This window comes from Yoonia rosea (assembly GCF_900156505.1).
In the GTDB taxonomy this organism is placed as follows: domain Bacteria; phylum Pseudomonadota; class Alphaproteobacteria; order Rhodobacterales; family Rhodobacteraceae; genus Yoonia; species Yoonia rosea.
In genome coordinates, this window is the sequence record NZ_FTPR01000001.1 from 2,185,140 (window position 1) to 2,198,847 (window position 13,708).

The following is a 13,708-nucleotide window of genomic DNA, read 5'->3' on the forward strand; positions in this document are numbered from 1 at the left end:
GACGGACACACAAACTCGCGGCAGGGATTTCCTGCAGTCAGAGAATCTCGGCAGGTGCCACCCACCAATCCATTTTGGCGACCTGTATGATGCGTGCGACCTGACGCGCAGTCGCCATATCTTTGACCAGCCCGAAACAGGTGGCGCCTGAGCCCGACATGCCCGCGACTGATACCGCAGGAAGTGACCGGAGCTTGGCAATCGCTTCGGTGATCTGGGGGGCAATCGCCTCGGCCGGGGCCTGCAGATCATTGCGCTGCGCCATAAGCCAGCGGACAAAGCCATCATAGTCGAGTGCAGCGGGCAGTGGTGTCATCGGGCTGCCCTGCTTGGTGGCAAGGCCCTGAAACACCGGGCCTGTCGGCACCTCGACCGGGGGCCGCACCAAGACCAATGCGCAGGATGGCAGTTCCGCGACCGGCGACAGCACATCGCCGATCCCGGACATCCGCAAAGGGCGCGGCGATGACACGCAAACCGGCACATCTGCGCCAAGCGCCACGACCTCGGGCGTCATCGCGGGAAGCGGCGCGACGCCCCAAAGCTCTGCCAACATCGCCAGCGTCGTCGCGGCATCCGAAGACCCGCTGCCGATACCTGCTGCGTGGGGCAGGTGTTTTTCCAAGGTCAAAGACGCCCCTTTTGTGACGCCCCGCGCCACACGAAGTACCTCGGCGGCGCGCATCATCAGATTGGTATGATCTGTCGGCACGCCGACCGAGAACGGGCCGGTCACCGAAATCCGCAAATCGGGGGCGATCGAGGCGCTCAACTGATCGGCCACGCCAGCGAAGACGACAAGACTGTCCAGCAGGTGATAGCCATCTTCCCGCTGCCCGGTGACATGCAGGGTCAGGTTCACCTTGGCGGGGGCGCTGGCCCTAATCGTCGCCACTGGCAACCCGAATGGGGGCGCGCCCCTCATCGACCAAAACCAGATCTAACCCACGCTTCAACTTGTCACGGATACGCAAGGCCTCGTCAGCCTCGGGATCGAACGAGAGTGCGCGATGCCACTGAAAACGCGCTTCGGTCTCGCGGCCAACAGCCCAGAATGCGTCTCCCAGATGATCATTGATCACAGAATCGACAGGTTCGAGCGATGCAGCCCGTTCAAGATGGAAAACAGCCTCTTCATACCTGCCTAGTTGGAAATAGACCCACCCCAGACTATCCACAATCGCGCCGTTATCGGGTCTCTCTGCAGCCGCTGTTTCAATCATCTCCAGCGCTTCATCCAGCTTTTCGCCACGTTCCACCAGCGAATACCCAAGATAGTTCAGAACCTGCGGGTGATCGGGGCGCAACGCCAGTGCCGCACGGAAATCTGCCTCGGCATCCGGCCATTCATCCATGCGGTGATAGGAAATGCCCCTCGTATAATGCACAAACCAGCGCGGGTTCTGTCCTTCGTCGTAAAGTTCAAGTGCGGTGGTGTAGGCGGCAATCGCCTCGTCATAGCGTTCTGCCTGCCGCAAGGTATCGCCCTTTGTAGCGTAGACTTCGGGCAAGTCGGGGTGACTGCGCGTCAGGGCCTCAAGCACCTCGATCGCCGCATCCTGCCTGCCAGCGGCACGCAGCACCTCGGCACGACCCAACTCAGCGGCCGAAAAAGAGGGATCGTCGCGCGCCACAGATGCAAAAGCGGTATTGGCAAGATCATGCTGCTCAAGTCCTTCGAGCAGGCGCGCTGTCATGAGAACAGCAGCCGTGTTTTCAGGCCAAAGGTAACTTGCCGCACGGGCGTACATCAGCGTGAACGGTGCCGGTGCGTCCTCCTGCACAATGCCTGCAATAATATGGAACAAATCGCCAAGCCCCTGCGCGGGTGTGCGCACGGCCGTGTAGGCTACAGCCTCATCTGCGGTGATTTTGGCCCGCAGATCAACGATACTGGGATCGAGTTGATCGCCAAACACACCGTCAATAATGGTCAGTGCATCGTCATTGCGCCCCAACTGGCTGAGGATTTGCGCGTGGGCGATGGCGCTTTGGCGGCTGTAACGCATCCCCCCCGGGACCTGCCCCGAGAAAATGGCATCGGCGCCTTCAAAATCACCCACAGAGGCCAGCGCATAGGCTTTATGCGTTAACCCGTAGATCATCATGCCTTCAGCCACGATCACAGCGTCAAAGCTCTCGGTGGCGCGGGTCATGTCGCCCTCGCCCAGATAGGCCCAGCCCTTGGCCAGTCCGTCCACAAGCGGCCCGACCGAGCGGCCCGCTTCAAGCGTCTCAAGAATACCCTGCCAATCGCCTGCTTTGGCGCTGGACATCATCAATGTCAGGTTGGCGACCTGACTTTCATATCCGCGTTCCACGATGCTTTCCGCGATGGGCAGCGCCCGCGCGACATCACCCAAGGCGATGTAGGCAGTCATGGTATTTTCAAGCAGCGCTGGGTCTGCCGGATCAGAAATCAATGCGCGCGACAATCGCCGCGACGCTTCGGCAAAGTCATTTGCCTGCAGGGCCTGACGCGCCGCAAGGTATGATCCCGCATCCGGATCCGCGAAACCCGGACCACAGCCCAAAATGGCCGCGGCCGTAATTGCTCCGAAAAATGCTCTTTTCACTACAGTCAAACCCGAACCTCTATTTCTTTTGTCGTACCCTAAGCAGCGAAAGGCTTGCATGCAAACGGCACAAAGCAAGGGAGGCAAATTGTTGCGGGGTAGCTTGGAAATTCAGTGTGGCCCGACACGGCGGCAAACAAGAAGACAGGCCATTACGGCCCGCCTGCTCGCCCTGCCAAGACTGCTCGCACACGCCTATTAAATATAGCGCTTCACGTTAGCAGCGACACTAAGCGATAAGATGATTCGCAGTCAAGTGACTGATTCGCGAATCGGTCAACTTGTCGGCGCGTAAACCCGGCAGAGCGGATCGACCGGGACCGGGCTGACCAGAAAAGGTGTCTCAGGCGGCATGCCGCTTTCTTCAACCCAGCGCCCGTTGAGGCAAAAATCCTGTGCGTAGTTGCCAAGATTGAACCCGAAACCGGGGTCGCCACAATCCATCGCCGTGCCATCGGCGTTCCAAGCCTGCGAGACGCCAAGCCCCATTTCGCCGGGGGTCAGAAAGACACTGCGCGCAGGATCATAGTTAAGAAGCCAACTCGCACCGTCACGCATTGTGTCGATGTCCCATTTACCCAAAAGCTGCTGGTCTTGGTATCCGGCAATCCGGAACAGGGTGACATCGTCTTGGGTAATCAGAGGTTTGTTCAGCGCACTTGGCGTGATCGACATCTGGCCGGTCATTGTGTAGCCGTTCGCCCCTTGCCAGCAAAAGTAGAAATCTGCCGCGTTCGCAGAATTCGCCAACAATGAAAGCGCAACAGCAACACCTCTGATCAACCGCTATTCTCCCGCATCACATGCCCCGCCAGATAGAGCGATCCGCAGATCAGGATACGTGCGTCGGGCGCATCCTGCTTGATCGCGACGATTGCCTCTTGAACACTGTCGGCAATGCGGGCCGGTAGTCCAACCTTTTCCGCCTCTGCAGCGGTTGTCGCCGCAGGCAACGTGGCTTTCTCACCGGGAATTGACAGGGCGGTCAGCGATGTCGCGACACCGGCCAAAGGGCGTAGGTAGCCACCAATATCCTTGGTGTTCAGCATCCCGCAGATCAGATGCGTCGGACGCGACGGCTGGGCCCGCAGGGTCTCGGCCAGCGCCTGCCCTGCCGCGGGGTTGTGCCCACCATCAAGCCAAAGCTCGGCGGGTGCCGCCAGAGCGACCAAGGGCCCTTCTGTCAGCTTCTCCATCCGCGCGGGCCAATATGCGCGGGTGACTGCCGCCTCGCAGGCTGCTTCGTCTTTGCCCAGTGCGCGCAATGCGGCAATTGCCGCCCCAGCGTTCATGACCTGATGCGGGCCGGGCAGGTTTGGCAGCGGCAGGTCCAACAGGCCACGTTCGTCTTGATAGATCAGCCGGTCACGCTCGACACTCACATGCCAGTGCTGGCCATACGCGAGAAGCGGCGCGCCGAGCACTGCCGCTTTTGCTTCGATCACATCCATGCTTTCGTCGTGCTGCGGACCAACGACACAAGGCACGCCACGCTTGATGATGCCCGCCTTTTCGCCCGCAATCGCGGCCAACGTGTCGCCCAGATATTGCTGGTGATCCAAATCAACCGGCGTGATGATCGTGATAGCAGGGTCTGCGATCACATTGGTCGCATCCAGTCGACCGCCAAGACCGACTTCAAGCAATGTATAATCCGCCGGCGTTTCCGCGAAAGCAAGAAGCGCTGCAACTGTTGTGATCTCGAAATAGGTGATCGGATCAGGGCCGTTCGCTACATAGCAACGGTCCAGCACCTCCGTGAGCGCCTCTTCCGTGATCAGCGTTCCGGCAAGCCGGATCCGTTCGTGAAAGCGCGCCAGATGCGGGGATGTGTAGGCGTGAACGGTCGAACCGCCTGCCTCTAATCCTGCACGAATCATCGCTTGGGTCGAACCCTTGCCATTGGTGCCAGCCACGTGAATCACGGGGGGCAAACGGTCTTGGGGGTTGCCCACGGCCGCCAGCAAACGCCACACACGGTCCAAGGTCAGGTCAATGACCTTGGGGTGCAAGGCCATCATCCGTTCAAGGATCGCGTCAGAGGTCAGACTCACTTGGCCGCTTCTTCCGCCGCAGCGATTTCCTCGGCTGCTTCAGACTTGATCTCTGGCGCGGGCAGATCACCCTTCACCGGTGGATCCTGCCGCATCAACAGGCGCACAATTGTCACCAGTTCATCCTTCAGTTCGGTCCGCTTTGTCACGCGGTCCAACATCCCGTGGTCGAGCAGATATTCCGCCCGCTGGAACCCTTCGGGCAGTTTTTCACCGATGGTTTGCTCAATCACCCGCGCACCGGCAAAACCGATCAGCGCATTTGGTTCGGCAATCTGCACATCACCCAGCATCGCATAGGACGCGGTCACGCCGCCCGTCGTCGGATGCGTCAGCACAACGATGTAAGGCAGCCCTGCCTCTTTGAGCATCTGCACCGCAATTGTTGTGCGGGGCATTTGCATCAGGCCAAGGATACCTTCCTGCATGCGCGCGCCGCCAGCGGCGGAAAAGAGGATCAACGGGCATTTCAATGCAATAGCGCGCTCGGCTGCCGCGACAATCGCGTTGCCGACATACATCGACATTGACCCGCCCATGAACGAGAAATCCTGCACCGCAACAACAACCTGCGTACGGCCCATTTCGCCTTCGGCAACCAGCATCGCATCTTTTTCGCCGGTTTTCCTGCGGGCTTCCTTGATACGGTCGGTATAGCGTTTCTGGTCGCGGAAATGCAGCGGGTCTGCTGTGGGTTCAGGCACCGCAACCTCGACAAAGACACCGCCATCAAAGATGGACCGCAGACGGTCACGCGCGCCAATCGCCATGTGATGATCGCAGTTGGTGCAAACGTTCAGGTTATCCGCCAACTCGCGGTGAAACAGCATCGTGCCGCAGTCATTGCATTTCGTCCAAAGATTGTCCGGCACCTCGCGGCGCGAAAACAGCGAGTTGATCGTGGGGCGAACGTAGTTGGTAATCCAGTTCATAAGTGCGGCCTTTAAGGTCTGTTCCCAGATTGAAATATGACGCCACGTCGCGAAATGCAATCAGCGCCGCAGTGCAATTCGTGCCGCAAGCCACATGATCAGAACTGTCGTCAGCATCGTGAGCAGCTGAAACACGATCCACGGCGACAAGAGCGCCTCGATGCCATAAGCATAAAGTGCTGGATCCTCATAGGGGTAGAGGAAAAGCGCCAGCCCGGATGACGGCCAGCCCTGGACACCGACGACGAGCAGCGCAAAGACATTGTTCGCCATATGCAGACCAATCGCAGCACCGAGGTTCCCGGTGCGCGCGGTCAGATCGGCGCAGGCGATGCCCAGCGCGGTGGCCCATATTGCCCATATCGTCCCTTCGGCAGCCCCGTTGCCATTCCAGAAGTGCAGCCCCCCGAACATCACAGACGGCAGGACCATCCACACCCAGGGGCTTTCCGAAATACAGGCGCATTGCTGTTGCAGGTAGCCGCGAAAGATCATCTCTTCGGTACCCACCTGTATCAGCACCGCCACCAAAGCGAGCGGGATGAGTGATGCCCAGACCCCGAAATCGCGCACTTCGGCCAGATCGGCGAGGTTGATCCATGGCGGCAGAAACTCGAACACCAAAAGCCAGATTGCAACGGCCCGTCCGACGCGGATCAGATCGCGCTTGGCCGCATGTGCGGGCCCGATCAACGACCAGAACCTGCGACCATGCAACAGCCGCAGCAGCACCAGAAATCCGATGGCAGAAATGCCGAAGGACGCAAACTGCGCCAGCGTGCCAAAAGCTGTCGTGCCCTCATAGAATGCATTAACTGCCGCGTCGCTGGGTAGAAATGCCGAAAAGATCGTCGGTGACACCGCGAAAACAATCTCGAAACTGACGATCATCACAAGGATGCGCCACGTCTCGCGCGCGGCCCAAGCGGGTCTGATAAAACTGCGGTGGGCTTCGTAGGGGTGGCGCATGGCGTGACCCTAGCGCAGTTACCAACCGCCGCAACCACGCTTTGCAGGGCTTGCGCCGGACCTGCCCTCTATTTAGACCGTTTCCAAAGCGTTTGTGAGGAGATTGAAATGCCCAAGGATCAAGTCGACAAGACACACCTGCCCAGCCGCCACGTGACCGAAGGCCCGTCACGCGCGCCGCATCGGTCCTATTTCTACGCGATGGGGCTTGATGAAGAGGCAATCAAACAGCCATGGGTCGGTGTCGCAACCTGCTGGAACGAAGCAGCCCCTTGCAATATCTCGCTGAACCGTCAGGCGCAGGCTGTGAAACTGGGTGTCAAAAAGGGCTATGGCACGCCACGCGAATTCACCACGATTACGGTCACCGATGGTATCGCGATGGGCCATGAAGGTATGCGCTCCTCACTCGCATCACGCGAAGCGATTGCCGATACCGTTGAGCTGACCATGCGCGGCCACTGCTATGATGCGATTGTAGGTCTTGCGGGTTGCGACAAATCCTTGCCCGGCATGATGATGGCGATGGTGCGGTTGAATACGCCGTCCGTGTTTATCTACGGTGGTTCCATCCTGCCGGGCCGTCTGGACGGCAAGGACGTGACCGTACAGGACGTATTCGAAGCCGTGGGCAAGCATCAGGCAGGCAACATGTCGGACGCTGAACTGGAAATCCTCGAACGGGTCGCCTGCCCCTCTGCCGGTGCCTGCGGTGGCCAGTTCACCGCCAACACCATGGCCTGTGTGTCCGAGGCGATTGGCCTTGCGCTGATGAACTCCTCCGGTGCCCCCGCCCCTTATGAAAGCCGCGACCAATATGGTGTGGCTTCGGGTGAAGCGGTCATGAACCTGATCGCCAAGAATATCCGCGCCCGTGATATCGTGACACGCAAGTCGCTGGAAAACGCGGCCCGTGTGGTGGCCTGCACCGGTGGTTCGACCAACGCAGGGCTGCACCTGCCCGCGATCGCCCATGAGGCCGGTATTGATTTCGACCTGATGGATGTTTGCGAGATTTTCCGCGATACGCCCTATTTCGTAAACCTCAAGCCCGGTGGCGATTATGTCGCCAAGGACCTTTACGAGGCTGGCGGCGTACCTGTGGTTCTGAAAGAACTGCGCAAAGCGGGTCTGATCCATGAAGACTGCATGACCGCAACAGGCCGCACAATGGGCGAAGAGCTTGATATGATCAAAGGCGATGCCGACGGCACCGTGATCTATCCGGTCGAGAACCCGATCACGCCAACAGGCGGTGTTGTTGGTCTGCAAGGCAATCTTGCCCCTGAAGGTGCAATTGTAAAAGTGGCGGGCATGGCCAGCGACGAGCAGGTCTTTACCGGTCCTGCGCGTGTCTTCGAGAGTGAAGAAGAAGCGTTTGCCGCTGTCAAAGCCCGCGAATACGAGGAAGGCGAAGTCATCGTCATCCGCAATGAAGGCCCTGCAGGCGGTCCCGGAATGCGCGAGATGCTGGCAACGACTGCTGCACTGTCAGGTCAGGGCATGGGCAAAAAGGTGGCGCTGATCACCGACGGCCGCTTCTCGGGCGCGACACGTGGCTTCTGTGTAGGTCACGTTGGACCTGAGGCCGCACATGGCGGACCAATCGGTTTGCTGGTCAATGGCGACGTGATCACCATCAATGCGGTGACGGGTGAGTTGAGCGTCGATCTCACAGACGAAGAACTGGCCACGCGCAAGGCGAACTGGAAAGGCCCAAAAGAGACGATCTATGCGTCTGGCGCGCTGTGGAAATATGCGCAGCTTGTCGGTGGGGCACGGCTTGGGGCGGTGACGCATCCCGGTGCGAAAGCCGAAAAACACATCTACATGGATCTGTAACGGCATGATCCGTGCCACTTGCGCAGTTCTTGGGGTGCTGGCTATGACGGCCTGCACCCCGATTGATCAGGTGACACGGTCTGTTTCGCTTGGTCAGGACACTGTTATTGCGACCGCGCCCGCAGGTTACTGTGTTGACCCCGGATCGCGCCAGCTTGGCAGTGATTTTGCCATGTTGGTATCCTGCGCCACATTGGGCCATAGCGTCGCCGCGCCCGAAATCGTGGGCATCGCAACCATACAGGTGGGCCCCCCCGACAGCGGGCGCATCACTATGGATGAAATCGGCCTGCGGGATTTTCTCATCACGGATGACGGTGTCCGCCTGCTGACGAAAGCGAGTAATCCCGCGGCTGTGAATGTTCTGTCCACGCAGGCCTTCAATGATCAGGTGATGATCCACTTCACCGATCAGGGGCCACCACCGCTGGACGGTCTGCAAAGAGAAGAATGGCGCGCCTTCACCAATGTGAGCGGGCGGCTGGTCACAATCGGTGTGCGCGGGTTGGCGGCATCGCCGCTTCAGGACGGGCCGGGCGCGACGTTGCTCAAACAGATACTTGCGGGTGTACAGGCGCCACCCGCCGCGGCGACAGACAATCCAGCCGAAATCTGAGCAGTTTTCATCGCGCGTTTTGTTTGGCAAACTTGCCCTTTTGAGAGAAGAAGACCGCACATATGCCATTACCACTGCAAGGCCACATCACGAGGTTCCTGCAACGCCGCAGCATTGCGCGGTGGCGAAAGGCGACGAAAGCCGTCGGGGCGACCGACCTTGCGACACTGGATCAGACGAATGAAGCCGCCAAGAAACTGCTCCGCCATATTCAGGCCTTTCGCTTTGCTGCAGATAGCCGGCTTGCGCTGCCACGCATCAGCTCTGACATTTTTCCACAGCCGTCCGGGACGGACTGGGCATGGCGACCAAAACCATGGCAGGCCATAGCGGACACACCGGCGCATGCACCTGCTTTGTCCAAGATGGAAATCACCAATGAACTGGTGATCTTTCACGACTGCCCGCGCGGCGAAATCATTCTCCGGCAGGTCCGCAATACCCAAGACACCGATCTTGCGCCTTTTGGGATCGTGCTTGAGACCTTCCAATTTACGGGGAGCTATCTGTCACTTGTGATCGAGGTTCCTAAAGAGTCCTGTGACGGGCTGCGTAAGCGCCATCTGATCCGGTTGGCGGCGTTGATCACGCGAGAGAAGCCGACCGCGATCTACGCGCGACTGAACGTCAAGAACGGCCCCAACACCGAACAGGTGTTGCTGACATTGCCGGACGATGCACCGGAAACCATGGTCGAATTCGATCTCGCCTACAGCGGCCTGAATGAACGGCGGGCCGAACGGATGTGGATTGATCTGATGATCGAGCGGCCCGCGATGAACAAACTGACCATTCGTGATCTGACACTCAGCCGCTATCCGCGCGCTGAAATCTAAGGAAACGCCCCCATGGCCACTGCGCATTTCATCAACACGCGGATTAAAGCAGGTGTTTGGCACGGCGACCTGACGGGTGCCGGACAGGAACACCCCATTTTGCAGGTCACCCATTTGGGTCAGGCTCTGTCAGAGGTGAACTACACCTATAACGCGGCCCACGACGTTTGGCATGTCGCCGTCCCGATCCCTGCGGCAATGATCGCGGATGGGGTGCAGACCTTTCTGATCACAGATCAAACCGGCACAACATTGGACAGCTTCACCCTGGTCGCAGGCGCGCCGCTTGCCGACGACTTGCGCACAGAGATTGCGGCTTTACGCGCTGAACTGGAAGTCCTCAAACAAGCCTTCCGCGCGCACTGCGCCGAAAGCTAACGCGACCTTACGTAAGGTCACGTCCATCGGATCAAAACAATACACCTCATAAACTCATTGTCAGAATGACAACCAGTACGCCTCTCGCCCCGTAACAACTTGGTTAACAGGGAACGAAAGGAACACCCAATGAACCGTCGCTTTGCAATCAAATCTACCATTCTCGCCGCTGGCGTTGCTGTTGCAGCTGCTTGTGCACCCATGATGGAGAGCGAGCCTGATATCGTCGATATCGCGGCCTCCAACGGCAACTTCAACACACTGGTCGCCGCTGTCACCGCTGCCGGTCTGGTTGACACATTGAAGGGCGAGGGTCCATTCACTGTCTTCGCACCGACAGACGCAGCTTTTGCCGCGCTGCCAGCAGGCACCGTTGAAACACTCCTGATGCCCGAGAACATCGACCAACTGACAGCCATCCTGACATATCATGTCGTACCCGGTGCGGTCACATCCGATCAACTGGCAGGTCAGCGCCTGAGCGTTGCCACCGTCAACGGTAAAGAGGTCCACATCGACGGCCGCAACGGCGTAACCGTTGAGAACGCGACGGTGACAACCGCAGACATCATCGCGTCAAACGGCGTAATCCACGTCATCGACGCAGTTCTGCTGCCATAAGCTATACCACCCACCCAATTGCATCTTCTCCCCGGATGTTGCGGTTGGGCTGCCCCAAAGGGCACCACTCGGCCCCACCGCTTTAAAGCGGTGGGGTTATTGGTTGCGACAACGCATTCTTCGCGTGATTGCACTGATCCGGTTGGCATGGCGATGTCGCGATAGACTTGAGCAATCAGTCGACCCGACGAAACGGCACATTCGGGCCTGACGACACGCACGCGAATATTGTTGTGTAAACGGCGTTCGCACAGCATCCTCGTGGCGGAATGCTTGTTGGGGGACAAAGCTATCAAAATCATGGGCGCGTTGGCAGAGATCATTCGGGGAGGATACGCGTCTGCACTATGGATATCGGGCTTATCCTTCACCAGTTTGCGCATCGTCCTTACAGCCAAGACCCCCGATGCTGCACGTCGGCTAATCGCCGCACACTCGCGCCGGTTTCTGGACATCTGTCAGATCAAGGTCACCATCAGTGGCACACCACCGAAGGCCGGATCAGGCTGCGTGCTGTGCCATAATGAAGCGTCTTTTGCCGATGTCGCGGCCTATCTGGCGGTCATGTGGCCGCATGTTGATCGCGCAGCAGGCGCCGATCTATACGCAATATTTCCGTTCATGCGCGCCGCCACCCGCAAGGCAGCGATTGAACTTGTTCCCCGCGGCAACCGTGCGGGAACAGAGCGACTGATCGAAAAGGCGGTGCTGGCTGTGAAGTCGGGCGAGCGTCTCGGATGGGGCGGAGAAGGCCGGATATCGGGTCAAGACGGCGTCGCGCGGTTCAAGGTCGGTGCCAGTCTGGTCGCCATAAGATCACAAGCGCCGATCATACCTGTGATGATTTACGGCGGGCACCGGTTACTGCCACTCGGGTCGATCCGCGCGCGACGGGGGGAAATCCACATCCGTTTTGGTGCGCCGATCTCGACCACAGGTCTTGATGACACTGACGCACGCGCACTGGCCGACAAAACGCAGGCGGCCACTGCGGAAATGTATGCGGATTTCAAAACTCAAGAAGGGCGGATTGCCCCCTAGACTTCGGTCACCCGTCCCCGCCCAGTTCATCCCAGATCTCGCGCACCCAGGCCATAATCACCTGCGCCTCGTCCCAGCGGTTCGACATCTCGCGCCCGTCTGGTCCGGTCATGGCGTATTCAGGGGGCCCAAGTTCGCAGACGAAAATACAGTCGCCCGATGGGTTGCGCGCGCGCCAATCGGCAAGCCCCTCACGCCACCAACCCTTGAATAGTTCCACCCATTTCTGATGCTGTGGAAAATCCAATTGCAGCTGGATTTGCTGGCGTGAGGCGACGCGCCCTTGAAAGCTGTCGGACCTTTTCAGGATGCGGCTCATCAGGCCAAGGTCATGGTCAGACAGTGGGAACCAGAATTCGCGGTCCACCACGTAATGTGACAGGTCAGCGCAAATCCGCATCTCGGGGATCAGATCAAGCAGCTGCAACGTCGTGTAAAGATCGTTGGTGATACAGTTCCGGTGGGTTTCGAACTGCACCGGAATGCCGATCCGGTCGGCCATGGTGATCCAAGCCTCGATCACCGGTACCATTTCATCAAGGGCAATAGGCATCACCTGACCGATCACATCGACAAACGGCGCGCCAAAATCGGCCGCCATATGCAGCGTGTCTTCAAGGCTTTCGATCGTCTTGGGAAAGGCCACGATCAGCGGGGTCAGACCGTTTGCCTGCATATGTGGCCGCACCGCGTGGGCTACAGCGACATCAGAGGCACCCAGATCAATCGCCATACCGTCGAATCCGGCATCCGCGACCATTGCGCAAACCTGATCATAGGGCAGTTTTACGTCGCTCTGGTCGTGCGGCTGCATGGCCCACAGCGAGGTATAAACCTTCAGTTGCCTCACTCTGCGGGCATCCGTGTCACGCGCCCACCGCTACGGGGGATGATCCAGACCTCATCCATCGGGTACTGGCTTTCATCCTTGGCCATCAGTTTGCCAATCACCTCAATCTGGAATTCGAGCCAGCCCATCCGGTGGACCTGACCTGCCTTTTCCTCGATCCGGTCGTTTAATGTCCGCAGCTTCCAGAATGGTACGGCAGGAAACGTATGGTGTGCAGTATGATAGGGCATCTGCCAGCACAGCCAGCGTTGCAGCGCATTAGCGCGGGTCGAGCGGGTGTTTTCCATGATATCGTTTTCATGGCTCAGCCCCAGATGCTCGATGGTGTTCTGTAATTGGTGAATGGGCTTGGTCAGCACCATCGGGATGATCCAGAAGGTCAGCGCGGCCCATGATCCGGTTGCAACAGACAAAAGTGCAATTACCGCGTAGCCTGCCAGATGCAGGCGGCTTTCACGGATGACTTTGGTCTCTTCCTCTGCGCGGATATAGGGCTCGATAATGATCCCGCGCGCGCGACGGACGATACCAAAGACACGGTTGCGCCAATAGGTGATCCCGCTGAGCCAAAGCAGGTAAGTCGCCAAAGTATAGGGTTCACGCACCAGTTCACCGTCACGCTCCCAATCCTGGGTATATTGGTGATGGGCAAAATGCATGATCTGGTCGAAATTGCGTGGAAATAGCTGGATAAAGCCGATGATGCGGCCGAAGACCTCGTTCAGTTTGCGGGTCTTGAACACGGTCGCATGGGACAGTTCATGCTGGGCTGCATAAAGAAAGTTCAACAGAACGCCCAAAGCAAACCCCGTCACCCAAACCCACGCAGTGCCCATCGCCTGCGCATGCAGCAGCGCGACAACCACGATAGCCCCGACGTGGCTGGCCATCTGCAACCCGCCCTGCAGATCGGACCGTTCGGACAATTGTCGCAGTTCGTGTGGCGTTAACAGTTTCCGGCGGGAAAAGCTGGCTTCCATCGCAAACCCCTTT

General features: G+C 58.7%; 14 protein-coding genes. 6 read left to right on the forward strand and 8 right to left on the reverse strand.

The features are described 5' to 3' along the window. Positions 1-37: 37 nt before the first annotated feature. From B0B09_RS10940 to B0B09_RS10965, 6 genes are all read right to left on the reverse strand, one after another. Entirely contained in the window at positions 38-895 is an 858-nt protein-coding gene (locus B0B09_RS10940) for a 4-(cytidine 5'-diphospho)-2-C-methyl-D-erythritol kinase (RefSeq protein WP_076659613.1), read from the reverse strand. After that, complete coding sequence (locus B0B09_RS10945) at positions 882-2,576, reverse strand: tetratricopeptide repeat protein (RefSeq protein ID WP_242654377.1); 1,695 nt, start codon at positions 2,574-2,576, stop codon at positions 882-884. The genes B0B09_RS10940 and B0B09_RS10945 overlap by 14 nt, the downstream gene beginning before the upstream one ends. A gap of 276 nt (positions 2,577-2,852) precedes the next feature. Then, positions 2,853-3,359, reverse strand: coding sequence for a hypothetical protein (locus B0B09_RS10950; protein ID WP_076659614.1), 507 nt, complete (start codon positions 3,357-3,359; stop codon positions 2,853-2,855). Beyond that, positions 3,356-4,597 carry a bifunctional folylpolyglutamate synthase/dihydrofolate synthase gene (locus B0B09_RS10955; protein WP_110549953.1) on the reverse strand — a complete coding sequence of 414 codons (1,242 nt, stop codon included), beginning with the start codon at positions 4,595-4,597 and terminating at the stop codon, positions 3,356-3,358. Before B0B09_RS10955 ends, B0B09_RS10950 begins: the two co-directional genes overlap by 4 nt. 29 nt (positions 4,598-4,626) lie before the next feature. Beyond that, complete coding sequence (gene accD / locus B0B09_RS10960; protein ID WP_076659617.1) at positions 4,627-5,562, reverse strand: acetyl-CoA carboxylase, carboxyltransferase subunit beta; 936 nt, start codon at positions 5,560-5,562, stop codon at positions 4,627-4,629. A gap of 60 nt (positions 5,563-5,622) precedes the next feature. Then, complete coding sequence (locus B0B09_RS10965) at positions 5,623-6,531, reverse strand: CPBP family intramembrane glutamic endopeptidase (RefSeq protein ID WP_076659618.1); 909 nt, start codon at positions 6,529-6,531, stop codon at positions 5,623-5,625. A gap of 108 nt (positions 6,532-6,639) precedes the next feature. Between B0B09_RS10965 and ilvD the strand changes: the two genes are divergently transcribed. The 6 genes from ilvD to B0B09_RS10995 all read left to right on the forward strand — a co-directional run bounded on the left by ilvD (position 6,640) and on the right by B0B09_RS10995 (position 11,865). Then, positions 6,640-8,373, forward strand: a complete 1,734-nt coding sequence (gene ilvD / locus B0B09_RS10970; protein WP_076659620.1) for a dihydroxy-acid dehydratase — start codon at positions 6,640-6,642, stop codon at positions 8,371-8,373. 4 nt (positions 8,374-8,377) lie between these two features. Next, the gene (locus B0B09_RS10975) at positions 8,378-8,989 is read left to right on the forward strand and encodes a hypothetical protein (RefSeq protein ID WP_076659621.1); all 612 of its coding nucleotides are present in this window, start codon (positions 8,378-8,380) and stop codon (positions 8,987-8,989) included. A gap of 62 nt (positions 8,990-9,051) precedes the next feature. After that, positions 9,052-9,825, forward strand: coding sequence for a DUF6478 family protein (locus B0B09_RS10980; RefSeq protein ID WP_076659623.1), 774 nt, complete (start codon positions 9,052-9,054; stop codon positions 9,823-9,825). 12 nt (positions 9,826-9,837) lie between these two features. Then, positions 9,838-10,203, forward strand: coding sequence for a hypothetical protein (locus B0B09_RS10985; protein WP_076659624.1), 366 nt, complete (start codon positions 9,838-9,840; stop codon positions 10,201-10,203). A gap of 129 nt (positions 10,204-10,332) precedes the next feature. Then, positions 10,333-10,824, forward strand: a complete 492-nt coding sequence (locus tag B0B09_RS10990; RefSeq protein WP_076659626.1) for a fasciclin domain-containing protein — start codon at positions 10,333-10,335, stop codon at positions 10,822-10,824. 375 nt (positions 10,825-11,199) lie between these two features. Continuing rightward, positions 11,200-11,865: a lysophospholipid acyltransferase family protein gene (locus B0B09_RS10995; RefSeq protein ID WP_165689318.1), complete on the forward strand. Its 666-nt coding sequence runs from the start codon at positions 11,200-11,202 to the stop codon at positions 11,863-11,865. Positions 11,866-11,872: 7 nt separating this feature from the next. Here the strand turns inward: B0B09_RS10995 and B0B09_RS11000 are convergent, their stop codons facing one another. Both B0B09_RS11000 and B0B09_RS11005 read right to left on the reverse strand, forming a co-directional pair. Next, complete coding sequence (locus B0B09_RS11000) at positions 11,873-12,715, reverse strand: sugar phosphate isomerase/epimerase family protein (protein ID WP_076659629.1); 843 nt, start codon at positions 12,713-12,715, stop codon at positions 11,873-11,875. Then, positions 12,712-13,695, reverse strand: a complete 984-nt coding sequence (locus tag B0B09_RS11005) for a fatty acid desaturase (protein ID WP_076659631.1) — start codon at positions 13,693-13,695, stop codon at positions 12,712-12,714. The genes B0B09_RS11000 and B0B09_RS11005 overlap by 4 nt, the downstream gene beginning before the upstream one ends. Positions 13,696-13,708: the final 13 nt, after the last annotated feature.

What these genes read in the sequence shown, in the direction of transcription:
- B0B09_RS10955 (WP_110549953.1), bottom strand. Translation starts at nt 4,597, where the DNA reads ATGATGGCCTTGCACCCCAAGGTCATTGACCTGACCTTGGACCGTGTG.
- accD (WP_076659617.1), bottom strand. Translation starts at nt 5,562, where the DNA reads ATGAACTGGATTACCAACTACGTTCGCCCCACGATCAACTCGCTGTTT.
- B0B09_RS10965 (WP_076659618.1), bottom strand. Translation starts at nt 6,531, where the DNA reads ATGCGCCACCCCTACGAAGCCCACCGCAGTTTTATCAGACCCGCTTGG.
- ilvD (WP_076659620.1), top strand. Translation starts at nt 6,640, where the DNA reads ATGCCCAAGGATCAAGTCGACAAGACACACCTGCCCAGCCGCCACGTG.
- B0B09_RS10975 (WP_076659621.1), top strand. Translation starts at nt 8,378, where the DNA reads ATGATCCGTGCCACTTGCGCAGTTCTTGGGGTGCTGGCTATGACGGCC.
- B0B09_RS10980 (WP_076659623.1), top strand. Translation starts at nt 9,052, where the DNA reads ATGCCATTACCACTGCAAGGCCACATCACGAGGTTCCTGCAACGCCGC.
- B0B09_RS10985 (WP_076659624.1), top strand. Translation starts at nt 9,838, where the DNA reads ATGGCCACTGCGCATTTCATCAACACGCGGATTAAAGCAGGTGTTTGG.
- B0B09_RS10990 (WP_076659626.1), top strand. Translation starts at nt 10,333, where the DNA reads ATGAACCGTCGCTTTGCAATCAAATCTACCATTCTCGCCGCTGGCGTT.
- B0B09_RS11005 (WP_076659631.1), bottom strand. Translation starts at nt 13,695, where the DNA reads ATGGAAGCCAGCTTTTCCCGCCGGAAACTGTTAACGCCACACGAACTG.